Below are 21,324 nucleotides of genomic sequence, written 5' to 3'. Positions count from 1 at the left end.
ACACTTGCCCCGGGCCGGGCGACCGGCTCTCGCCCCCGTATCCCAATGGCAGAGGAAGCCGCCTTAAAAGCGGCACAGTCTGGGTTCGAGTCCCAGCGGGGGCACCGGCGTCCCGCCCGGCGCGGACGGCCGGACCCGGGTCCGGATACCGGGAACACGGGGGCCTCGTCGCGCGTTCTTGTGGTGACGCCTGCGTAGAGTGAGCGTCTCACGACGACGCGCGGTCAGGGTGATCGCGCCCCCCGGCCTCCAAGGAGAGACCATGAAGAGCAGCAACCCGGTGTTCGCGCGATCCGCCGAGTTCAACGGGCAGTCGAACGCCTACGGAACCCAGACCTACCCCGGCCACGGCCAGGACCAGGACTACGGCGACCCGTCGACCTGGGGCACGGGCACGCCCACCCAGGCGCCCGCCCGGCGGATGACGATCGACTCGGTGGTCCAGAAGACCGCCGCCACGCTCGGCGTCGTCATCGTCACCGCGTTCCTCACCTGGTGGTGGACCGGCGACCTGTCCGGCACGGTCACCGAGGAGCAGATGAGTCGCATCTACACCGCGGTGATGGTCGGCTCGCTCGGCGCCTTCGCCCTGTCGATGGTCAACTCGTTCAAGAAGGTGATCAGCCCCGCGCTGGTGCTGGCCTTCGCCGCCCTCGAGGGTGTCGCCCTCGGTGGCCTGAGCAAGCTGTTCGACGCGCAGTTCGGTGACGGCATCGTCTCCGGCGCGGTCTTCGGCACCTTCGCCGCGTTCGCCGGCACCCTGGCGGCGTACAAGTTCCTCGGCATCAAGGTCGGCGACAAGTTCCGCAAGGGCGTCATGGCCGCCGTCTTCGGCATGGTCGGCCTCGGTCTGCTCTCGCTGGTGCTCAGCTTCGCCGGCATCAACACCGGTCTCTTCGGCTTCGGTGCCCTCGGCCTGCTCATGTCGGTCGTCGGCCTGGTGCTCGGTGTCTTCATGCTGATCCTCGACTTCGACTTCGTCGAGCAGGGCGTCGCCGCCGGCCTCGACGAGCGCGAGTCGTGGCGCGCCGCGTTCGGCCTGACCGTGAGCCTGGTCTGGATCTACACCAACCTGCTGCGCATCCTGGCGATCTTCAGCCAGGACTGATCAGCACCCCGTAACTCTCAGCCAGGGCCCCGGAGCGATCCGGGGCCCTGGCTGCGTCTCCGGGGGGTGCGCTCAGACCGGCGCGTCCCCGGGCGAGCGCTCCTCGCGCTGGGGCTCCTCGTCCTCCTGCGGGGTCTCGGCCTCCGGCGACGGACGGCGTCCGCGGTGGCGCAGCTCGACCCAGCGGCCGCGCAGGCCCCGCTGGGAGCCGGCCACCTCGGTGCCGTCGAGCTCGGTGCCGGTGTGGTGCGCCGCCTCGACGGCCGCGGAGGCGACCGGCATGACCCGCTCGCCCCGCCGCGCCTGGGGCACGGCCTCGTCGTCGGCGGCCAGGCCTAGGGCGGCCAGCGTCGAGGGCAGGAGCACGCCGGCGAGCGAGCGGTAGCCCTCGGCGGAGGGATGGAACTGGTCGGGGCCGAAGAAGAGCGCCGGTGCCGCCTCGAACTCCGCGCCGAGGCTGGTGGCCAACGAGACGCTCCGGCCGCCCTCGTCGACCGCCACGATCGCCTGGGCCGCGGCGATCCGACGCGACCACACCCGGGCGACCTGCTTGAGCGGGGGCGGGATGGGCCGGACGGTGCCGAGGTCGGGGCAGGTGCCGACCAGCACCTGGGTGCCGGCGTCGCGGAGGCGCCGCACGGCCTCGGCGAGGTAGCGGACCGAGGCCGACGGCAGCACGGTGTGGGTGACGTCGTTGGCCCCCACGAGGATGACGGCGAGGTCGGGTCCGCTGGGCAGCACCCGGTCGACCTGGCCGACGAGGTCGGAGGACTTCGCCCCGACCACGGCCACCGAGCGCAGGTGGACGCGGCGGTTCGCCTCGGCCGCCACGCCGGAGGCGAGGGCGGCGCCGGGCGTGTCCTCGACTCGGTGCACGCCGTAGCCGGCGGCGCTGGAGTCGCCGAGCAGCGCGATCCGCAGGGCCGGCCCCGGGCGGCCGCGGCCGTACCAGCCGGAGGCGTCCGGCGGCTCGCCGGTGGTGCGGCCGATGGCCCGCCGGGCGATCCGGGCCTCGACGTTGAGCACGCCGTAGAGGCCGGCGCCCAGCACCGACAGACCGCCACCGCCGTACGCGGCGGCAGAGGCGAGCTTGCGAGCGGCTGCGGCTTTTCCCACGGGCCCACCCTAATCATTTCACGGTTGTCCCAGCACTCGGACTAGATTGGCGGGATGCAGTATGTGAACTCGCTCCTGGACCTGATCGGCAACACCCCTCTGCTGCGACTCTCGAGGTCGCTCGGCCCCGAGCTGACGGTGGAGCGTGGCAAGGACAGCCCCGGTCCGCTGGTGCTGGCCAAGGTGGAGTACCTCAACCCCGGGGGGTCGGTGAAGGACCGGATCGCCACCCGGATGATCGAGGCCGCCGAGGCCTCCGGGGCGCTCCAGCCGGGCGGCACGATCGTGGAGCCCACCTCCGGCAACACCGGGGTGGGTCTGGCCATGGTCGCCCAGGAGCGGGGCTACAAGTGCATCTTCGTCTGCCCCGACAAGGTCAGCGAGGACAAGCGCAACGTGCTCAAGGCCTACGGCGCCGAGGTGGTGGTCTGCCCCACCGCGGTGGCCCCGGAGCACCCGGACTCCTACTACAACGTCAGCGACCGGCTGGCCTCCCAGCCCGGCGCCTGGAAGCCCGACCAGTACTCCAACCCCCATAACCCGCGCTCCCACTACGAGACGACCGGGCCGGAGATCTGGGAGCAGACCGAGGGCCGGATCACCCACTTCGTGACCGGCGTCGGCACCGGGGGCACCATCTCCGGGATCGGGCGCTACCTCAAGGAGCGCAACCCCGCCGTCCAGGTCATCGGCGCCGACCCGGCCGGCTCGGTCTACTCCGGCGGCACCGGGCGCCCCTACCTGGTCGAGGGTGTGGGGGAGGACTTCTGGCCCGACACCTACGACAAGTCGGTGGCCGACCGGATCATCGAGGTCTCCGACGCCGACTCCTTCGCCTTCACCCGCCGGCTGGCCCGCGAGGAGGCGCTGCTGGTGGGCGGCTCGTCGGGGATGGCGGCCTTCGCCGCCAAGCAGCTGGCCGCCGAGCTGGCCGCCGAGGGCCGCGAGGACGCCGTGATCGTGGTGCTGCTGCCCGACTCCGGCCGGGGCTACCTGACCAAGGTCTTCAACGACTCCTGGCTGGGCCAGTACGGCTTCGCCACCGAGGCTGCGGAGAGCGACGCCCTGACCGTGGGCGAGGTGCTCCGCGGGAAGTCCGGCCTGCTCCCGGCGCTGGTCCACACCCACCCGGGCGAGACCATCGCCGAGGCGGTCCACATCCTCCAGGAGTACGGCGTCTCCCAGATGCCCGTCGTCCGGGCGGAGCCGCCGATCGTGGCCGCGGAGGTGGCCGGCTCGGTCTCGGAGCGCGCCCTGCTGGACGCGCTGTTCACCGGCCAGGCCAAGCTGACCGACGCGGTCGAGCAGCACATGTCGCCGGCGCTGCCCACGATCGGCTCCAACGAGCCAGCCCGCCAGGCGGTCCACCTGGTGGAGAAGGACGACGCGGTGCTGGTCCACGAGGACGGCAAGCCCGTCGGAGTGGTCACCCGGCACGACCTGCTGGCCGTGCTGGCCCGCGGCTGAGGCGCCGGCCGGGTCAGTCGTTGACCAGCACCCGGTCGTCGTGCGGCGGGACCACGCCGGACTCGGTGCGCACCCCGCCGGGCAGCACCACCCGGAAGGTGTTGTCGAGTGAGTCGTAGTGGACGCTGCCAGACATGGCGGTGATCAGGTCGCGCACCACCGAGAGGCCGAGCCCGGAGCCGTGCCGTCCGGTGCCCTCGACCCGGGTGTAGGCGTCGAAGAGCCGGGGCACGAACTCCTCGGGCACGCCGGCGCCGGCGTCGGTGATGCTGAACTGCACGAAGCGGTCGCCGACCGGACGAGCCTCGAGGAGCACCGGCTCGGCGCCGTAGTTCTGTGCGTTGCGCACCAGGTTGGCCAGCACCTGCTGGAGTCGCAGCGGGTCGCCCGTGACCCACAGGTTGCGGGTGGTGGTGACGCGCAGGTCAAGGTCGGGGAAGGCGGCGGCGCTCTCGGTCAGCGCCCGCGCCACGTCGACCTCGGTGAACTGCAGGGAGAGACCGCCGCGACCGGCGGTGGCGGCGCCGAGGAGGTCCTCGGTCATCAGCGACAGGCGGGCCGCGAGCATCCGGGACCGGGCGATCACCCGCTCGGCCTGCTCCGAGGGGAGGTCGCCCTCGGCCAGCACCTCGAGATAGCCCTCGAGGCCGGTCAGCGGGGTGCGCATGTCGTGGCTGACCACGGCCACCATGTGCTCGCGCAGCGTCTGGGCCTCCACCAGCGTGTCGTTGTGCTCGCGCATCAGCTCGGCGTGCCGCTTGGCCTGGCCGTAGAGGAAGGTCACCTCCCGGAGCATCGCCAGCAGCACGATGATCGCGGCGGTCAGGGCCAGCGCCCGGGCGCTGTACCAGCCGACGGTCCAGCGCGCCCCGCCGGTGAGCACCAGCCAGGAGTCGCAGCACGAGGCCACCACGGCCACCAGGGCCCAGGTCTCCAGGTCGCCGCGGTTGCCGCGGCGCACCACCCCGACGAGGGCGACGAGCAGGGCCACGATGTTGAGCGCGAAGAGCCGGTAGCCCTGGGCGGAGGCGAAGCTGCCGTAGTCCTGGCCCTCCAGCAGGTCGGGCAGCAGGTGGACGAAGCGGGTCGCCCCGACCACGACGGCGAACGCGGCCAGCAGGGTCACCCCGTGCACCAGCGCGGTGCGCCGGGTCCGGCCCTCGGGTCGGGAGAACCAGCGGCGCATCGCGGTCGGCCAGGGCGCCAGCGCGCTCGCCACCAGCAGCGGGAAGCCGACGTTCCAGGCCAGCCACAGCCACGGCGCACTGTCCGGCCGGGTGTTGAGCACGCCCTCGGGCCCCAGGAAGCCGGGGAAGGTGAGGGCGTGGGCGGTCACGCAGACCGCCGACCAGACGTAGGCGGCGGAGAGGGGGAGCAGCCGCGCCCCGCCTCCGGCCCGGTAGTGCTCGACCAGCATGGTGGAGGTCAGCAGGTGACAGGCGAGGACCAGCGTCAGGAACGCCGGCATGAACCCCTGGTTGGGCGTGAGGGGGGTGTCGGCGCGCAGCCAGAGCAGCAGCGTCACGGCGGGTAGGATCGCGGCCACGACCAAGGGGGCCCGACGGGATCCCTGGGGCGCGGTGGGCGACGGCATGCCGGCAGTCTGCCGGATCACGGCCCCTTGCGACCCCAACTAGCGCCAACTCGTGGAAGGACATCTCCTGGACCTGTCCGGCGACGTGGTCGTCCTCCTCGCCCTCGCCGCCCTCGCGGCGGGGTTCGTGGACGCCGTGGTCGGCGGGGGTGGGCTGATCCAGCTGCCGGCGCTGCTCGTGGGGCTGCCCGGGGCGTCCCCGGTGCAGCTGCTGGCCACCAACAAGCTGGCCTCCATCTGCGGCACCACCGTCAGCTCCGCGACCTACGCCCGACGCATCCGCCCCGACCCCCGGACCTTCCTGCCGCTGATGGGCGCCGCGTTCGCGGGCTCGGTCGGGGGTGCCCTGGTCGCCGGCCTCATCCCGCGGGAGGCCTTCGACCCGATCGTGCTGGTGGCCCTCGTCGTCGTGGGGGCCTACGTGCTGTTCAAGCCGTCGCTGGGCGAGATCACCGAGCTGCGCTTCGCGGGTGCCCACCACACCTCCGCGGCGCTGGGCACGGGTCTGGTGATCGGCTTCTACGACGGGGCGCTGGGGCCGGGCACGGGGTCGTTCTTCGTCTTCACCCTGGTCGGGCTGCTGGGCTACAACTTCCTGGAGGCCTCCGCCAAGGCCAAGCTCGCCAACTGGGCCACCAACCTGGCTGCCCTGGTCGTCTTCGTCCCGCAGGGGGCCGTGCTGTGGGGGATCGGCCTGCTGATGGGGGTCGCCAACATGGCCGGCGGCTACCTGGGGGCACGCACCGCGCTGGGACGCGGCGCCCCCTTCGTCCGGGTCTTCTTCATGGTGGTGGTCGGCGGCTTCGTCGTCCGGATCGGGGGCGGGGTGCTGGGCTGGTGGTGAGATGGCCGTGACCTCCTACCGGACCCTGGCCCGGGATGCGGAGGCACTCCTGGAGGTCAAGCGGTCCCGCTTCCTGTGCGTCGTGCGCAGGGTGGAGAGCGAGGACCAGGCCCGCGCGGTCGTGGAGGAGATGCGGCGGGCGCACTGGGACGCCCGGCACCACTGCTCGGCGTTCGTGCTCGGCCCGGACGGGTCGCTGCAGCGCTCCTCCGACGACGGGGAGCCGTCGGGCACCGCCGGCGCGCCGATGCTCCAGGTGCTGACCGGGCGCGGGGTCAGCGACGTGGTGGCGGTGGTGACGCGCTGGTTCGGTGGGGTGCTGCTGGGCGCCGGCGGCCTGGTCCGCGCCTACTCCGACGCCGTGTCCGCGGCGCTGGACGAGGCGGGGACCCTCGAGCGCACCCTGCTGGGCGAGTACGCCGTGGAGCTCGACCACGCCGAGGCGGGGCGGGTCGAGGGGGAGCTGCGCAGCCGCGGCTTCGCGGTGCTCGACACGGTGTACGCCGACCGGGTGCGGCTGCTGCTCGGCGTCGAGGACCCGGCGCCGCTGGAGGTTGCGCTGGCCGAGCTGACCGGCGGCCGCGCGGCACCGGAGCGCGCCGGCGAACGGTGGGTCGACCGGCGGCCGTCCCGCTGACCGGACGGGCGCCGGGGCCGGCCGGTCAGCCGGCGACGTCGTGCAGGGTGCGGGCGAGCTGGCCCGTCAGCTCGTCGGGGTCCACCCCGGGGTCACCGAGGCGGCGGACGGCCGCGAGGCAGACCATCCGCACGCACAGCGCCAACCAGTCGTCGGACAAGGGGCTCGTCACCTCCCCGGTCGCGCGCCGCGTGGAGATCTCGGCCTCGATCGGTTCGTCCTGGACGGCCAGCCGGGCGGTCTCCTCCAGGTGTGGCACCACCGCCAGGACCACGTCGCGGTAGCGGGCGCTGAGCCCGACGACCCGGTCGGCCAGCAGCGCCAGCGCGTCGGGCCAGGACAGCGGGCGCATCTCCTCCAGCATCGAGGGGACGACCTGGGCGGCGGTCTCCTGCACGACCGTCCGGGTCAGCGCGCTGCGGTCCGGGAAGTGTCGGTAGACCGTCGCCCGGGTCAGGCCGGCCGCGTCGGCGATCTCGGCGATGCTGGCGTGGGGGTCGTCGAGCAGCACCCTGGCCGCGGCCTCGGTGATCAGCTGCTTGTTGCGTCGTCCGTCGGCACGTGCCGGCTCCCTCGTGGACATGACCCGAGCCTAGGGGCTGGGGTGTGGGCCGGAGACCGGGTTCAGCCCGTGGCCTCCGCGGGCCTCGGCCGCTGGACGCCGGTCCCCGGGAGCGGGAGGATCGGCGGAGTTGGCGCCGAGCCGGGGAGAGGCACATGACCTGGGACGAGGGGCTGGCGGCGCGGATCCGGGCGGCGGTCGCCGAGGCCGCGGGTGAGCACGCCAGCCGGGAGATCAAGATGTTCGGCGGCCTGTGCTGGACGGTCGACACCCACATGGCCGTCGGCTGCAGCGAGGGCGACCTGATGGTGCACGTCGGCACGGGCGGGATCGACGACGCGCTGGCCCGGGGCGCCCGGCGGGCGACGATGGGGGAGCGCACCATGGGCGGCGTCGTCCTGGTCGCCTCCACGGAGCTGCCCGACGCCGCGGCCCTCGACGCCTGGGTCGGTCCCGCGGTGCAGCGCGCCCTGGCCAAGCCGCCCAAGCCGCCCAAGGCATCCCTGCGATGACCGGCCCCGCCGACCGCGAGGCCCAGGTGGTGGACGAGGTGCTGCGCGAGGCGCTGGGGCCGGTCTGCCGCGACCTGGAGAGCTCCGGCCTCCGAGCGCCGCGGCTGGAGGACTCGGACTGGCAGGACCACCCCGGCTACGCGTCGGCCCTGATGTGGGCACCCGGCGGCAGTGGCACGGGAGTGTCCGTGCTGCGGGCCGCGCCGCCCTGCGAGCGGGTCGCTGAGGTGGCCGACCAGGTGCAGGAGTGGGCCATCGAGTCCCAGCTGTGGGGTACGGCGCCGACGAACTGGCCGCCGTGCCCCGAGCACCCTCGGACCCACCCGCTGCGAGCCACGACCTCCGAGGAGACGCCGGTGTGGGTCTGCCCGGCGAGCGGCGAGGTGGTCGTCCGGATCGGCAGCCTCTGACGCCGTACGAGGGACCCGAGCAGCCCGCGAGATACGTTGAGCCGTGTTTCATGTGATGTTCCTCGAGCCCCGGATCCCGCCCAACACCGGGAACGCGATCCGGATGGTGTCCGGGACAGGCGCCACCCTGCATCCGGTGGGCTGGCGGGCGGTCGGTCGGTCGCTTGCACATGTCCAGCTCCGCCGCGGTGGTGACCTACGAGGCCTGGCGGCAGCACCGGGTCCCGCAGCGCGAGGTAGATGTCGCCGCCCTCCCGCTCACACCCGGTGCACCTGCACCACCGCTGGACGGGGTCCCCGGACGTTGGCCGCCCGGTAGGCGGTGCGGCCGTAGGGGAAGGTGGAGGCCGGGCTCTCCGGGCTGGCCCCGGCCACGTCCCCGGGGTGCTGCACGGCCACGAAGACCGAGGAGGAGTCCTCGTCGATCACCGGCCCACAGGTCTCCCCACCGGTGGGCACGGCGAGGAACTGCTGCACGTGCCCGCGCTGCGGCCCGGCGACCGGCACCAGGTGCAGCGCGTCGTTGAGCCCCAGGCTGCCCTGGCCGTCGGTGGAGATCCACAGGTTGCCCGAGCGGTCGAAGGCGACGTTGTCCGGGCTGGAGATCGGCGAGACCAGCTGCTTGGGGTAGCCGGAGAAGTACGTCGTCGGGTCGCTCGGTTCACCGCACACCAGCACCAGCGACCAGGTGAAGGTCAGGTCGGTGGCCCGTCGCTCCTGGAGCTCCACCACCTGGCCGTAGCGGTTGCCCGGCCGCGGGTTGGCCGGGTCGGCGCTCGTGCGGCCGGTGTTGTTGGTCAGCGCGGCGTAGACGTAGCCGTTGACCGGGTTGCGCTGGACGTCCTCGGGCCGGTCCATCGGGGTGGGGCTGACGGTGTCCGCGGCGGCGCGGGTGAAGAGCAGCACCTCCTCGACCGAGAAGCCCGGCACCCTCGACCTCCCACCCACCACCAGCGGCAGCCAGACCCCGGTGCCGTCGTAGGTGCTGGCGGGGTCGCCGGTGGCCTCCAGGCGGGCGACGTAGAGGTCGCCGTTCTCCAGCAGCCGCAGGTTGTGGGCCTTGGCCCAGCGCGAGGAGCCGGGTCGGTAGCGGTCCCGGGAGATGAACTTGTAGAGGTACTCGTTGCCCTGGTCGTCGCCCATCACCGCGACGACGCGGCCGTCGGCGGCGATGTCGACGGTCGCCCCCTCGTGCTTGAACCGACCGAGCGCGGTGTGCTTGCGCGGCGTGGACGTCGGGTCGTAGGGGTCGATCTCGACGATCCACCCGAACCGGTTGGCCTCGTTCGGCTCGTGGTTGAGGTCCCACCGGGGCTCGACGGCCTCCCACCCGCGGCCCGTGGCGCCGATCCCGTAGGTGACGTTGCGCGGGTCGAGACCCGGGTCGGCCTTGAAGTAGCCCTGGAAGTTCTCCTCGCCCGACAGGATGGTGCCCCACGGGGTGACGCCGCCGGCGCAGTTGTTGACCGTCCCCAGGACGCGGGTGCCGCGGGGATCGGCGCTCGTGCGCAGGTACGTCGAGCCGGCGGCCGGACCGGTCATCGCGAACTCGGTCTGCTGGTGCACCCGGCGGTTGTAGCGCGAGTGCCGCACCGGCTGCCACGGGCGCCGCGAGCCCTGGCGGCGTACCTCTACGACCGACATGCCGTGGGCGGCCATCTCGATCCGCAGCCGCTCGAGGCGCTCCTCCTCGCCCGCCGGGGCGCCGGAGAACATCAGCTCGGGGTTGGTGTACTCGTGGTTGACCACCATCAGCGCGCGGTTCTTCCCCGCGAGCGGGACGAAGCCGACGAAGTCGTTGTTGTAGCCGAACTGGACCCGCTGCGCCGCGGCGCTCTGCTGATCGAAGTCGAACGTCGGCGCACCCGCGACCACCGGGTCGCCCCAGGCCATGATCGCCGTCCAGTCGTAGCCGGCCGGCACCGTGAGCTCGTCCACGTCGGAGGTGGGAGCGGGCTTGAGCTGGGTGAAGGGCAGGCCCGTGGTGGGGCGGCCGCCACCTCCGGGCCCCTTCGCGCCGGCCCCCTTGCCGAACGGCGTGCCGGGTACGGCCGCGGCCGGACCGGTGAGCGCCAGGGTGCCGCCCACGACGAGCGCCCCGAGACCGCCCCGCAGCACCGAGCGACGGCCGAGCGCGTCCTGGGCCACCTCGGCGAAGGCGGGGCTCTGGCTGCGGGCCGGGTGGGCGGTGGCGCACTGGTCGGCGCAGCGCCAGTGGCACACGGTGGCGCTGCGGGTGCCCTGGGTGTGTCCGACCATCGGCAGCAGCCGGGGCTGGGTCGGGGACTGCGTCATGTCTGTCTCCTCGTGGGTGAGCGGTGGTGGGAGGTGCGTGCTGGAGCGGCGGTCGCTACCGCAGGGCGGCTGCGCCGAGGGCGGGCTGGTCTGTGAAGAAGCCGTCGATCCCGGCGTCCAGGAACGCCCGGAGCTCGCCGGCCAGGTCGCCCAGGGCGGTGGGGTCGGTGCCCCGGCGGAACTGGAGCGGGAGGTACTGGTTCTCCGCGCGGAAGGTGTAGGGGTGCACCACCAGGCCCGCAGCGTGGGCGTTGTCGATCACCGGGGTCGGCGCCAGCAGCCTGCCGCCAGCGTCACGGGGGATGAGCTGGTCCTTGCACGCCCCGAGGCCGTCGGCGTAGCGGGCGACCTCGCGGAGTCCGGCCGCGGTGACCAGGTCGGCGTACGTGCGCGGGTCGCCGGCGGCGACCAGGTCGTACGGCGCTCCGGAGCAGCCGGTGAGCTGGACGAGCCGGAAGTCGCTGGCGCGGTCCAGCTCGCGGAGGTTGCCGGTCTCGAAGCTCTGCAGGAAGACCGGGTCGGTGCCGTCGTAGCCGTTGGCGGCCAGGGTCGCCAGCAGCGGCTCCTCGAGCGAGAGGCCGATCCTGTCGAAGTAGGTGGGGTGCTTGGTCTCCGGGTAGACCCCCACGGGGCCGCCTGTGCACGTGCGCGAGCGTCGGGCCAGGTCGAGCACCTCGTCGAGGGTGGGCACGGCGTACAGGCCGTCGAACGCGGTGTTGCCGGGGCGGACCCGGGGGATCCGCTCGACCGCGCGGAGCGTCTTGAGCTCGGCGAGAGTGAAGTCCTCGGTGAACCAGCCGGTCAGCGCGGCGCCGTCGATGGTCTTCGTGGTGCGCCGCGAGGCGAACTCCGGGCGGCTGGCCACGTCGGTGGTGCCGCCGATCTCGTTCTCGTGCCGGGCGACCAGCACCCCGTCCTTGGTGGAGACCAGGTCGGGCTCGATGTAGTCGGCGCACCCGAGGATGGCCTGCTGGTAGGTGGCCAGGGTGTGCTCGGGCCGGGTGCCGCTGGAGCCGCGGTGACCGATCACCAGCTGCTCGTGCGGCGGGGCGGCGCGGGTGCGACGCAGGTCGAGGACGACGAGCTCGGTGTCGTCCGGCGTGCCCGGGACCCGGGCGTCGTCGCCGGGGTAGTTGTTGTCGTTGCCCACCAGGAGCCGGCCGTCCCGCAGCTCGAGCGCCACCTCCACCGAGACCATCGGGAAGCTGAACGGGTCGTCCACCCCGTACTGGCCCGGTGAGGTGCGGACGACGATCCGGTCGGGGTTGGCGATCTTCAGCAGGTCGACCACCAGCCGCTTCGCGACGAAGCCGTCGCCCTCGGCGCGGCGCAGGTCGATCTCGTAGATCCGCTTGGTGACCGCGGCCGCGCCGTCGAGGTTGTCGCGCTCGAGCACGAGCATCCGGCCGTGCCGGACGGTGAACGCGTCGCCGACGACGTTGGCGGCCTCGTCGGTCTGGTACTGCCAGGTGCGCCCGGTGTAGGAGCGCTTGCGGGTGTCGAACTCGTGGATCCACCGGCGGCGCTGGTCGGCGTCGTCGAGGTAGGCGCCCTCGACGATCGGGTAGAGGTAGCGGCCGTTCCCGGAGGAGGCCAGCGCCTCGAACCCCCGGCTGGACGGGATGCGCGGCTGCTCGTCGCCGAGCGTCGGGTGCTGGGGAGACTTGCCGGCCGGGAGCCCGACCGGTGCGTCGAGCACCGTGCCGTCGGGGGCGACGTGGAGCAGGAACGGGCCGAACTCCTCACCGATCCAGAAGGAGCCGTCACGCATCCGGACCAGGGACTCGATGTCGAAGTCGGCGCCGGTGAGCAGGCGCTGCCGGGTGTGCTCGTGCACGATCGGGAACGGGACGCGGCGGTGGGGGTCGTGCAGCGAGACGAAGCGCTGGACGTCGATGCTGCCCCGGCCGCCGCGGGCGGTCTCCCAGCGCGGGCGGATCCGGTAGAGGCGGAGCAGGAAGTCGGCGGAGTTGGCCTTGGTACCGAACCCGTTGTCGGGCTGCGCCCAGAAGGTGCCGTCCGGGTTCTCGACCATGGCGGAGAACCCCGGGATCACCTGGCCGGCGAACGGACCCGTGCGGCCGTTGCCCGGGGTGGCGGCCGCCCCCGACGGCGGCCCCGGGGCGAGGAAGTCGGCTGAGAGGGTCGCCCGGGCCTCGAGGGTGGGCTGGACCGACCGGTCCTTGCCGGAGTGGTGCTTGTTGGCGTCGGGGCTGGCTGCGGCCGGGGCGGAGAGCGAGGTGGGGGCGGACAGCACGGGCAGCACGGCGAGCACGAGAGCCGCGCTCACCAGTCGGCCCGCCCGAGAGAGCGAAGAGGTCATGGCTCCGAGGCTGGCGGCGTGCGGACAACGGTGGCGGACGTGTGGGTGACCGTGAGGTGAGCGGTCGGCCAACAACCGCTCCTGCTGCGCACTGTTGCCGTGCTGCTGGTGGAGGGCCTCGGGATAGGTTGAGCCGTGTTTCATGTGATGTTCCTCGAGCCCCGGATCCCACCCAACACCGGGAACGCGATCCGGATGGTGTCCGGGACGGGCGCCACCCTGCACCTGGTCGAACCGCTCGGCTTCGACCTCTCGGAGCCCAAGCTGAAGCGGGCGGGGCTGGACTACCACGACCTGGCATCGGTGGTGGTGCACCCGGACCTGGAGGCCGCACTGGCCAGCGAAGCCCTCGCCCCGTCCCGGGTGTTCGCCTTCACCGCGCACGCGACCCGGTGGCACACCGACGTCGAGTTCCAGCCCGGCGACGTGCTGCTCTTCGGCCCGGAGCCGACCGGGCTGTCACCCCAGGTGCTGGACCACCCCCGGGTCACCGAGCGGGTCCGGATCCCGATGCTGGCGGGCCGCCGGTCGCTGAACCTGTCCAACTCCGCCGCCGTGGTGACCTACGAGGCCTGGCGCCAGCACGGGTTCCCCGGCGCGACGTAGCCCGGGTGACCGGGAACACAGCAGGCCCGCTGCTGGTTGAGCACCTGTGACTGCGCCCGAGATCACCCGCGCCAGCGTCGGTCTCCGCAGCGAGCGGGGGCCGATCCTGCTGGCCGTCATGCTCAGCATCGGCCTGGTCGCCATCGACGCGACGATCCTGGCCACCGCGGTGCCCACCGTGGTCGACGACCTCGGCGGCTTCACGTCGTTCCCGTGGTTGTTCTCGATCTACCTGCTGGCCCAGGCCGTGTCGGTGCCGATCTACGGCAAGGTCGCCGGCCTCTACGGACGCAAGCCGGTGCTGCTCCTGGGCATCGGCCTCTTCCTCCTCGGCTCGCTGCTGTGCGGCCTGGCGTGGAGCATGCCGGCGCTCATCGTGTTCCGGCTCGTGCAGGGCCTCGGAGCGGGGGCGGTGCAACCGATGGGCATGACGATCGTGGGCGACATCTACTCGCTGGCCGAGCGCGCGAAGGTGCAGGGCTACATCGCGAGCGTCTGGGCCGCGTCCTCCATCGTGGGGCCGACGCTGGGCGGGGTCTTCGCCGACTACCTGTCGTGGCGCTGGATCTTCTTCGTGAACCTGCCGCTGGGCATCGCCGCCGGGTGGGTGGTGTGGCGCCGCTTCGACGAGCGGGTGGAACGACGCAAGCACAGCATCGACTACCTGGGCGCCGGGCTGCTGGCGGCCGGGGGCACGCTGCTGCTGCTCGGCCTGCTCGAGGGCGGGGTCCGCTGGGAGTGGTCGTCGGTCGCCGGCATCGGGATCTTCGTCGCCGCAGCCGGGCTGCTGGCCGCCTTCGTCGTGGTCGAGTCGCGGGCTCCGGAACCGGTCCTCCCGCTGTGGATCTTCCGGCGCCGGGTGCTGAACGCGTCGAGCTCGGCCGCCTTCGTCGTCGGCGTGCTGATGCTCGGGCTGACGTCGTACGTGCCGGTGTACGCCCAGGGCGTGCTGGGCCACGGGGCCCTGGTCGCCGGTCTGGCGCTCGCGTCGATGACGATCGGCTGGCCCATCGCCGCCTCGACGAGCGGCCGGTTCTACCTGTCCATCGGCTTCCGCAAGACGATGCTGATGGGCTCGCTGTTCGTGATCGCCGGCGCGGCCCTGCTCCTGCCGGTCGACGCCGACAGCGCGCTGTGGCAGCTGGCCCTGCCGTGCTTCGTGATGGGCATCGGGTTCGGGTACGTCGCCAGCCCCGGCGTGATCGTCGCCCAGTCGTCGGTGGGCTGGCAGCACCGCGGCGTGGCCACCAGCACCAACATGTTCGCGCGGTCGATGGGCAGCGCCGTCGGCGTCGCGGTGTTCGGGGCGATCGTGAACAGCCGGCTCGCCGGTGGCTCGTCGGCGGGCGGCTCTCACGATCTCGAGCGCCTCTCGGCCGACGTGCTGGCCCCGGCGATCCACCCGGTGTTCGTCTGCTCCGCGGTGGTCGCGCTGGCGCTGCTGGTCTCCGGGCTGCTCATGCCGAAGCATGCGGGGGAGGAGGCCGCGGCGGCTCCCGCCCCGACCGGCCCGCAGGACTCCGCGGCGACCTGACAGGGTGGGGCCGTGGTTGTCGGGGTGGGCGATGTGCGGGTGGGCCTGTGCGGCTGGACGGTGTCGCAGTCGTCGTACGTGCGTCGCTTCCCGGTCGTCGAGGTGCAGCACACGTTCTACGAACCGCCGGCCGACGCCCTGCTGGCGCGCTGGCGGGCGCAGGTCCCGCCCGACTTCGAGTTCACGATCAAGGCGTGGCAGGTCGTCACCCACGAGTCCAACAGCCCGACCTACCGGCGGATGAAGCAGCCGCTGCCGGCCACTGCCCGGGGACGGGTCGGGGCGTTCCGGACGACGCCCGAGGTGCTGGCGGCCTGGCAGCGGACCCTGGAGTGTGCCCGCGTGCTGCGGGCCACCGCGGTGCTGCTGCAGTGCCCGAAGAGCTTCCGGCCGACCGCCGACAACGTGGCCCGGCTGCGTGCCTTCGTGTCACAGGTGGAGCGGCCGACCGGCCGGCTGCTGTGGGAGCCGCGCGGGGAGTGGCCCACGCAGCTGCTCACCGAGCTCTGCGCCGAGCTGGACCTGGTGCACGTGGTCGACCCGATGCAGACCGAGACGGTGACGCCGGAGCAGACCTACTACCGGCTGCACGGCACCACCGGCTCGCGGCACGTGCACACCGACGACGAGCTGCGCCGGCTCCGCGACCTGGTCGACGGGCGGCCGTCGTCGTACGTCATGTTCAACAACCTGCCGCGGACCGGGGACGCGGAGCGGTTCATGGGCCTGCTCTCACGCTGAGGTGTCGTCGGGCTCCGTCTCCGGCGCAGTCGGGCCCGCCGGGCGCGCCGTGCGGAAATACAGGCACCGCACGGCGCAGTCGGGCCCGCCGGGCGCGCCGTGCGGAAATACAGGCACCGCGCCGCCTCACCCGGCTAGGTTCGGCGGATGAGCTTGGCGTGGGAACAGGTGATCGTCCACTCGCAGGACCCGGCGGCCCTGGGGCAGTGGTGGGCCGAGGCGCTCGGGTGGGTCGTCGTCTACACCTCGGACGACGAGTTCGAGATCCGTCCCGAGCCCGACCGCACCCCGGGGCTGGACTTCGTCCGGCACGAGGAGCCCAAGCAGGCCAAGAGCCGGCTCCACCTGGACTTCCGGCCCGACGACCAGGCGGCCGAGGTGGACCGTCTGCTCGCGCACGGTGCGCGGCGCGTCGACGTCGGCCAGGGTGAGGCTCCCTGGGTGGTGCTGGCCGACCCGGAGGGCAACGAGTTCTGCATCCTCAGCCAGCCCGAGCGGTAGCGGCCCCTGGCATCGACCCTGTGGCCACCTCCGCGTGGGCGTGGCTGCGGAGCCGAAGGCCACTCGGTCGTCCGAGCCCGTGTGCGAAGGCCCTGACCACCGGGTCCACATCCCGCTAGCCTCCGGTCATGCTCTCCATCGTGCTGGGCGTCCTGGGCCTCTTCGTCTTCTACTACGTCGTCCGCACCGCCGTGACGCACGGCATCCGCGACGCCGAGGACGACCGCAGGGAGCGGGAACGGTCGGAGCGGTTCGAGGAGCAGCGCCGGAACGGCACGCTGCCGGACGCGCCGACATCGTGAGGCGGCCGCGGCGGGGCAGCACGTCGTTCGTGTGGGTGGCGGGAGTGGCCGCGACCGCTCTGCTGGCGCTCGTGATCTCGTGGGCGATGTTCGGGGGGAATGAGGACGACGACTCGCGCCCTACCGCGCTGCCCACCCGCCCCGCCGACCTGCCGGCGCCGAGCAGCTCACCGCCCGGCGACGAGGCGTCGCCCGGCCGAGGCGCCGTCCGGTTCCAGGAGTTCCCCCTGGACCTGGGTTGGGACGCCTACGGCCCCTTGGTCGCTGGGCCGAGCCGCGACTTGGCTGGGGTCTTCATGCCGGAGGGGCACCCCCGGGACGGGGTGCTGCACACGTCCGGCTACCAGGACAAGCTGGGCGCCTCCCCCTCCGGCGCCTTCCCACTTGGCGCTCCCAAAGCCGGTCGTACGTCAGGCCTCACACGCGGGCTCCTGGGTTACCCGAACGCGCGAGCCGCGCGCTCCGCCTTCCGGGCACTGGTCGACGCGGTGGCCGACTGGCCCGTCTTCATGGATCCGTACGGAGGGAAGACCGCCTATTCCGCCGAGGTGTACGAGTCGATCGACGAGGCGAACGCCGGGCCGAAGACAACGACCTTCACCTTCGCCTACACCTCCTCCGACGGGCCGTGGGGGGTGCTCTACCAGTTCGCGCTCGTCGACGACGTCCTCTACGGCAGCAGCGTCTACGGCGGATGGACGCCGCAGAATGCAGCCGAACGCGTCGCCGAGCTGGACCAGGAGAACCGGCCGTTGATCGAGCTCCTGCCGCGAATCGACCGCTCCCACGGATCGTGATGCCCAGGCAGGGGGCGTTCACCTGGCTTGGCTGTGCCCCAGGCCCCCAGGTGCGCTCTACCTCGGCGGGAACTCGTCGATGACGTTCCCCTCGTCGTCCAGCACCACCCAGCGGCCGAAGCCCTCCGGGTGCTGCCGAGCCAGCTCAGCCAGGCGCGCCTCCTCAGGATCGACGGGCAGATCAGGGGTGGACGACGCGACCAGGGCGTAGTCCTCGTAGACGAGGAAGTGTTCGTCCTCCTCCATGCCCAGCGCCGTAGCGCGCACCGCCCGAGCCGCGGCACCGAACTCCCCGAACGGGATGGTGACCATGTCGTCCCACTCCGCCCGGGTCATCAGGATCTCCACTGTTCTGGTGGAGCCGTCCGGGTGCGCGAACGTGACGGCGATCCGTCCTGGCGCGGTCTCTGTGGCCGTGCCCCAGTCGTTCAGGAACTCCAGCAGGCGCTCCCACAGTTGGTCGTACGTCATGGCGCAGCATGGCAGGTCCGGGGGAGACGATGCCCGCCATCGAAGCCCGAGCGGTCGTGAGGTGCGGTCGCCCTTCGAGCCGCAATAGGGTCTGATCGTGCTCATCGACGTGCAGCGAGGAGTCCACCTGGGTGTTCGGGAGAAGCGCGCTCTCGTCGCTGTGCCGACACCGAAGCCTCTGCCGGGGACGGCATTCCCGCCTCGGCGCCTGACCCTTCGGGGGGCACCGGTGTTCGAGCTGGGTCTGTGGTGCGGGACCTGTCCTGCTCTCTTCGAGAAGTTGAGCGAGCCGAGGACGGCAGACCTGGGCGTTGCGAACGGACGCCTTAACGCTGGCCTGAGGGCGATCGAGGCTGATGTTCTGCGGGCATACGGACAGGTGCTGCCCGAGTCGCACTACACGGCACTCCTGATCGATGTGATCCCTCGGCTCGTGACGCCAGGGGGCAGGTCCGACTACTTCAGTCACGAGCAGGTCGCCACCTGGGGCGTGGACCCCGTGGCCGGTTCACCCGAGAACCCAGCAACGCCCTATTACCGAACCTTCGAGACGCCGGTCGGGCCCGACCAGCACCTGTACGAATTCGTGGTGCCAATGGTTCCACCCGCCTGGAACGACCAAGAGCGCGTGGCGGAGTACAGCCGCAGTTCTGAAGGGGCGCCCCCCACTGCTGTTGCGTATTCGCTTCTCGACGTGATCCAGCCGGCGATGGAAGAAGGGGACGACTATTACGAGCACTGGGTGCTCAGCCATTTCCTGCTGGATGGTCACCACAAGGTCCAGGCGGCCGCAGCCGCCGGAAACCCTGTGCGCTTGCTCAGCCTCGTGGACGAGCGCATCAGTATCGCGTCGCGCGATGAGCTCGCGACCCTCGTCGAGACGCGCTCCAAGCCGCGGCAGACCAGAAACTGAGCCAAAGCCCAACGAAACCTGCGGCCGCTGATAGGCGGCATTCCCGTACCCGCAATCGTGTGCGATGGTGCGGCAGCCACATGGACAGGGGGGGGGCGATCGTGACGACGAAGATCGTTGAGAACCAGGTAGACGTTTCGGCTGCAGCGGCAGCCGTATGGGAGCGGGTCGTGCATCCCGATGGCATAAACCATGAGATGCGACCGTGGATGACGATGACGCTGCCGCGCCGGGCGGCTGGACTGACCGTGGAGACCATTCCGCTGGGCCGACCGGTCGGCCGTGCTTGGCTCCGGCTGTTCGGCCTCATCCCGTTCGACTTCGACCACCTGACCGTCATGGAGGTCGAGGCAGGCGCCCGATTCTTGGAGCGGTCCACCATGTTGAGCATGCGACGCTGGGAGCACGAGCGGACGTTGACTCCTGTGGCGGGGGGCACGCGGGTGCATGACCGCGTGACTCTGGAGCCCCGGCTGCCCCTGCCGGGCCTCTGCCTACTCCTGGCGCGGGTGGTCGACGCCTTCTTCAAGCACCGGCACCGACGATTGCTGAAGTACTTCGCAACTCGCTGATACCTGCGAGAGCCTCGGGGACTGGCGACCCTGCTTCATTGCGCCCATGGACAGCGGGTGACCGACACGCGGCGGATAGACGCACTTAAGAGTCGATGGTCCGCAGTGCAGAAGTACCGTCCCTACTCTCCTCAGGTATCTCTCGTCACCAACCAACCGAGACCGCCGACAGCAGCGACCAGCCACACAACGAATCCCCCCACAGCCCAGTTTGGAGCTTCAACGTTGTCCATCTCGACGAGGACGAGCGAAGCAGCCGACGCCACCAGCGCGCCCCAACCGAACCACCGGACGGCGATGGACCGCCATCCTTCCCCGGCGCGCGCCGCCCCCCGAGTGTCCATGAATGCCAGGATCCAAGTGCCGCACAACAACAACGCGAGAGCGTATTCCATAGGGAAAGACTTGCAGGGAAGCGCCGGGCTGAAGGCAGCTGTCTCACTAGAGCCGCTAGCTTGCGACATGTACGACGATCGGGTCGGGACCGACCCCAGTCGCTCGACCTGCTCAGCGTGCTCAAACCCGGGCATCTAGGTGTGGCCACCCTGGAGTCGACCGTCGTGCGCCCCCGGGGTGGAAAGCGGAATTCACTGCTATGGAGTCACATGGCGGTGTGTGTTCCATCGACCCACAGACTGCTGGTGACGAGGGCCGCGTCCGACGCGGCGGATCGACGCGGCCAGTTCCCTGAGGGTGCGTCGTTGGCCTGCGCTAGAGTCCCCGGACCGAGTTCGGTCGGATCTCGAAGCAACGGAGAAATGGTGGCACGAGTATGGACTGGCTGAAGGACTCAAGGACCGCCTGCTGGTCGGTGGCGGTGACTCTTGACGCAGACAAGTACCTTTCGCTCGTCGCCGAGGCTCACGATGAGCAGGGAAACCTCCAAGGTCAGCGGCCAGTCCAAGCCACCGCCAGCGCACGGCGAATTAGGCAGCGACTCGTCAGCGACCTACGAAACGGTGCAGTCTTGCCGCCCGTCGTGATCGGTTTAGTTGTTGATGACGCAAAGTTCGCAGAACGTTTTCCGACGGTCGCCTCTGAGTCTGGGGTGCACATTGAGGGCGAAATTGGTCTCGACGAAATTCTAGGGCTCGCGAGTCATAGTGAGCTATCAATTATCGACGGAATGCAGCGCACCGCGGCGATGATCGAGGCTCGCCAGGACGGCGTGACTCGTTCCTACCCGCCCGTTCGTGTGGAATTCTGGGTTGCGCATTCAGTGGCCCCGCTGGTCTACCGGATGTTGATTTTGAACACGGGGCAGTTGCCGTGGACCATTGGACGTCAAATCACGGTGATTCATGCGCCCTTGCTGAGAGAGATCAAGGAGCGAGTCCCCGAGATCTCTCGGATCCTAACCGATAGAGAGCGGCGCGCCCAGGGCGGCGAGTACTCAGAGAAGAACTTGGGCGAGTTGTATATGGCCTTTACATTGCGCAAGCACTCTTTCGACACAAAAGAGCGGGTTGCTGACGAGTTCTCGCGTCTTGACTTCATCGAGACCCTTGGGGAGTCTGACTCTCAAGAGATCTTCTACCAGTGTCTACGAGTGCTTGCCAATTTTGATGTTGCACTCAGCCGGTACGCGCCAGATAGAGACCCTGATTCGACTCTGAAATTCTGGCGCGGACGTTCCATCTTCGATAGCGAGCCAGCCCGTGTGGGGTTCATTGTCGCGCTCGCAATCGACGTACTCGGTCGACCTGGAGGTTCTCGAAATGACTCTGCGGAACGGATGACAACCCGGGAGGTCCAAATGCAAGCGTTGATATCCAGAATGGAAGCGATGGCCGATCATGAGCTCGCTGAATTCATCGAGCTCCCTGTCCTGGATCAGACAGTAGAGAGTTTGGGCGGAGGTCAGATCGGTCGCTCCACCCGTAGCTTCTTCCACGACGGTTTCTCTGTCCTTCTTGCTGAAGATTGTGCGCCCGACACCCTCGAAGTCTGTTGGCGGGCGCACGACTCCTGAGCGCCGAAGTGAGCAGCCCAGTCGCCACCCCGACCAAGGTTCGGGCG

Annotated in this window: 21 protein-coding genes and 1 tRNA gene; 16 read left to right on the top strand and 6 right to left on the bottom strand. The window is 71.0% G+C overall.

The window, feature by feature from the left end; all coding sequences use genetic code 11:
* Positions 1-31: 31 nt before the first annotated feature.
* A tRNA-Leu gene (locus tag AC4BGE_RS03650) sits at positions 32-104 on the top strand.
* Between the two features lie 158 nt (positions 105-262).
* Positions 263-1,108: a Bax inhibitor-1/YccA family protein gene (locus AC4BGE_RS03645; RefSeq protein ID WP_490574367.1), complete on the top strand. Its 846-nt coding sequence runs from the start codon at positions 263-265 to the stop codon at positions 1,106-1,108.
* Between the two features lie 72 nt (positions 1,109-1,180).
* Here the strand turns inward: AC4BGE_RS03645 and AC4BGE_RS03640 are convergent, their stop codons facing one another.
* Positions 1,181-2,224, bottom strand: a complete 1,044-nt coding sequence (locus AC4BGE_RS03640; protein ID WP_490574366.1) for an SGNH/GDSL hydrolase family protein — start codon at positions 2,222-2,224, stop codon at positions 1,181-1,183.
* 54 nt (positions 2,225-2,278) lie between these two features.
* Here AC4BGE_RS03640 and AC4BGE_RS03635 point away from each other — a divergent pair, with 54 nt between their 5' ends.
* Positions 2,279-3,691: a cystathionine beta-synthase gene (locus AC4BGE_RS03635; RefSeq protein WP_490571698.1), complete on the top strand. Its 1,413-nt coding sequence runs from the start codon at positions 2,279-2,281 to the stop codon at positions 3,689-3,691.
* Positions 3,692-3,704: 13 nt separating this feature from the next.
* Here the strand turns inward: AC4BGE_RS03635 and AC4BGE_RS03630 are convergent, their stop codons facing one another.
* Complete coding sequence (locus tag AC4BGE_RS03630; RefSeq protein ID WP_490574365.1) at positions 3,705-5,216, bottom strand: sensor histidine kinase; 1,512 nt, start codon at positions 5,214-5,216, stop codon at positions 3,705-3,707.
* Between the two features lie 121 nt (positions 5,217-5,337).
* Here AC4BGE_RS03630 and AC4BGE_RS03625 point away from each other — a divergent pair, with 121 nt between their 5' ends.
* On the top strand, positions 5,338-6,129 hold the full coding sequence (locus AC4BGE_RS03625; RefSeq protein WP_490574364.1) for a TSUP family transporter: 792 nt from the start codon (positions 5,338-5,340) through the stop codon (positions 6,127-6,129).
* A gap of 7 nt (positions 6,130-6,136) precedes the next feature.
* Positions 6,137-6,766: a YigZ family protein gene (locus tag AC4BGE_RS03620; RefSeq protein ID WP_490571701.1), complete on the top strand. Its 630-nt coding sequence runs from the start codon at positions 6,137-6,139 to the stop codon at positions 6,764-6,766.
* 25 nt (positions 6,767-6,791) lie between these two features.
* Here the strand turns inward: AC4BGE_RS03620 and AC4BGE_RS03615 are convergent, their stop codons facing one another.
* Complete coding sequence (locus AC4BGE_RS03615; RefSeq protein ID WP_490574363.1) at positions 6,792-7,349, bottom strand: TetR/AcrR family transcriptional regulator; 558 nt, start codon at positions 7,347-7,349, stop codon at positions 6,792-6,794.
* Positions 7,350-7,483: 134 nt separating this feature from the next.
* Here AC4BGE_RS03615 and AC4BGE_RS03610 point away from each other — a divergent pair, with 134 nt between their 5' ends.
* Entirely contained in the window at positions 7,484-7,840 is a 357-nt protein-coding gene (locus tag AC4BGE_RS03610; protein WP_490574362.1) for a TfoX/Sxy family protein, read from the top strand.
* Entirely contained in the window at positions 7,837-8,250 is a 414-nt protein-coding gene (locus AC4BGE_RS03605; RefSeq protein WP_490574361.1) for a hypothetical protein, read from the top strand. Before AC4BGE_RS03610 ends, AC4BGE_RS03605 begins: the two co-directional genes overlap by 4 nt.
* A 258-nt stretch (positions 8,251-8,508) precedes the next feature.
* Here AC4BGE_RS03605 and AC4BGE_RS03600 read toward each other — a convergent pair whose 3' ends face one another.
* Positions 8,509-10,545, bottom strand: a complete 2,037-nt coding sequence (locus AC4BGE_RS03600; RefSeq protein WP_490574360.1) for a PhoX family protein — start codon at positions 10,543-10,545, stop codon at positions 8,509-8,511.
* A gap of 55 nt (positions 10,546-10,600) precedes the next feature.
* The gene (locus AC4BGE_RS03595; RefSeq protein WP_490574359.1) at positions 10,601-12,868 is read right to left on the bottom strand and encodes an esterase-like activity of phytase family protein; all 2,268 of its coding nucleotides are present in this window, start codon (positions 12,866-12,868) and stop codon (positions 10,601-10,603) included.
* A 135-nt stretch (positions 12,869-13,003) separates the two neighbouring features.
* Between AC4BGE_RS03595 and AC4BGE_RS03590 the strand changes: the two genes are divergently transcribed.
* The 6 genes from AC4BGE_RS03590 (at position 13,004) to AC4BGE_RS03565 (ending at position 17,349) form a co-directional block, all read left to right on the top strand.
* Positions 13,004-13,474 carry a tRNA (cytidine(34)-2'-O)-methyltransferase gene (locus tag AC4BGE_RS03590; RefSeq protein ID WP_490574358.1) on the top strand — a complete coding sequence of 157 codons (471 nt, stop codon included), beginning with the start codon at positions 13,004-13,006 and terminating at the stop codon, positions 13,472-13,474.
* Between the two features lie 46 nt (positions 13,475-13,520).
* Entirely contained in the window at positions 13,521-15,008 is a 1,488-nt protein-coding gene (locus tag AC4BGE_RS03585) for an MFS transporter (RefSeq protein WP_490574357.1), read from the top strand.
* Between the two features lie 12 nt (positions 15,009-15,020).
* On the top strand, positions 15,021-15,749 hold the full coding sequence (locus AC4BGE_RS03580) for a DUF72 domain-containing protein (RefSeq protein ID WP_490574356.1): 729 nt from the start codon (positions 15,021-15,023) through the stop codon (positions 15,747-15,749).
* 147 nt (positions 15,750-15,896) lie between these two features.
* The gene (locus AC4BGE_RS03575; protein WP_490571710.1) at positions 15,897-16,250 is read left to right on the top strand and encodes a VOC family protein; all 354 of its coding nucleotides are present in this window, start codon (positions 15,897-15,899) and stop codon (positions 16,248-16,250) included.
* 128 nt (positions 16,251-16,378) lie between these two features.
* Positions 16,379-16,552 carry a hypothetical protein gene (locus AC4BGE_RS03570; protein WP_490574355.1) on the top strand — a complete coding sequence of 58 codons (174 nt, stop codon included), beginning with the start codon at positions 16,379-16,381 and terminating at the stop codon, positions 16,550-16,552.
* Positions 16,549-17,349 carry a hypothetical protein gene (locus AC4BGE_RS03565; RefSeq protein WP_490574354.1) on the top strand — a complete coding sequence of 267 codons (801 nt, stop codon included), beginning with the start codon at positions 16,549-16,551 and terminating at the stop codon, positions 17,347-17,349. Before AC4BGE_RS03570 ends, AC4BGE_RS03565 begins: the two co-directional genes overlap by 4 nt.
* 57 nt (positions 17,350-17,406) lie before the next feature.
* Here the strand turns inward: AC4BGE_RS03565 and AC4BGE_RS03560 are convergent, their stop codons facing one another.
* The gene (locus tag AC4BGE_RS03560) at positions 17,407-17,820 is read right to left on the bottom strand and encodes a hypothetical protein (RefSeq protein ID WP_490574353.1); all 414 of its coding nucleotides are present in this window, start codon (positions 17,818-17,820) and stop codon (positions 17,407-17,409) included.
* A 97-nt stretch (positions 17,821-17,917) separates the two neighbouring features.
* Between AC4BGE_RS03560 and AC4BGE_RS03555 the strand changes: the two genes are divergently transcribed.
* From AC4BGE_RS03555 to AC4BGE_RS03545, 3 genes are all read left to right on the top strand, one after another.
* Positions 17,918-18,733 carry a hypothetical protein gene (locus tag AC4BGE_RS03555; RefSeq protein WP_490574352.1) on the top strand — a complete coding sequence of 272 codons (816 nt, stop codon included), beginning with the start codon at positions 17,918-17,920 and terminating at the stop codon, positions 18,731-18,733.
* Positions 18,734-18,834: 101 nt separating this feature from the next.
* Complete coding sequence (locus tag AC4BGE_RS03550) at positions 18,835-19,305, top strand: hypothetical protein (RefSeq protein WP_490571715.1); 471 nt, start codon at positions 18,835-18,837, stop codon at positions 19,303-19,305.
* 772 nt (positions 19,306-20,077) lie between these two features.
* Positions 20,078-21,277: a hypothetical protein gene (locus AC4BGE_RS03545; RefSeq protein WP_490574351.1), complete on the top strand. Its 1,200-nt coding sequence runs from the start codon at positions 20,078-20,080 to the stop codon at positions 21,275-21,277.
* Positions 21,278-21,324: the final 47 nt, after the last annotated feature.

Source organism: Nocardioides sp. Z50_6 (assembly GCF_058215755.1).
This window is presented reverse-complemented; position numbering and strand designations above follow the sequence as displayed.

Coding starts and splice junctions, on each gene's coding strand:
- AC4BGE_RS03595 (WP_490574359.1), bottom strand. CDS start 12,868: ATGACCTCTTCGCTCTCTCGGGCGGGCCGACTGGTGAGCGCGGCTCTC.
- AC4BGE_RS03600 (WP_490574360.1), bottom strand. CDS start 10,545: ATGACGCAGTCCCCGACCCAGCCCCGGCTGCTGCCGATGGTCGGACAC.
- AC4BGE_RS03635 (WP_490571698.1), top strand. CDS start 2,279: ATGCAGTATGTGAACTCGCTCCTGGACCTGATCGGCAACACCCCTCTG.
- AC4BGE_RS03615 (WP_490574363.1), bottom strand. CDS start 7,349: ATGTCCACGAGGGAGCCGGCACGTGCCGACGGACGACGCAACAAGCAG.
- AC4BGE_RS03610 (WP_490574362.1), top strand. CDS start 7,484: ATGACCTGGGACGAGGGGCTGGCGGCGCGGATCCGGGCGGCGGTCGCC.
- AC4BGE_RS03645 (WP_490574367.1), top strand. CDS start 263: ATGAAGAGCAGCAACCCGGTGTTCGCGCGATCCGCCGAGTTCAACGGG.
- AC4BGE_RS03605 (WP_490574361.1), top strand. CDS start 7,837: ATGACCGGCCCCGCCGACCGCGAGGCCCAGGTGGTGGACGAGGTGCTG.
- AC4BGE_RS03575 (WP_490571710.1), top strand. CDS start 15,897: ATGAGCTTGGCGTGGGAACAGGTGATCGTCCACTCGCAGGACCCGGCG.
- AC4BGE_RS03560 (WP_490574353.1), bottom strand. CDS start 17,820: ATGACGTACGACCAACTGTGGGAGCGCCTGCTGGAGTTCCTGAACGAC.
- AC4BGE_RS03545 (WP_490574351.1), top strand. CDS start 20,078: ATGGACTGGCTGAAGGACTCAAGGACCGCCTGCTGGTCGGTGGCGGTG.
- AC4BGE_RS03570 (WP_490574355.1), top strand. CDS start 16,379: ATGCTCTCCATCGTGCTGGGCGTCCTGGGCCTCTTCGTCTTCTACTAC.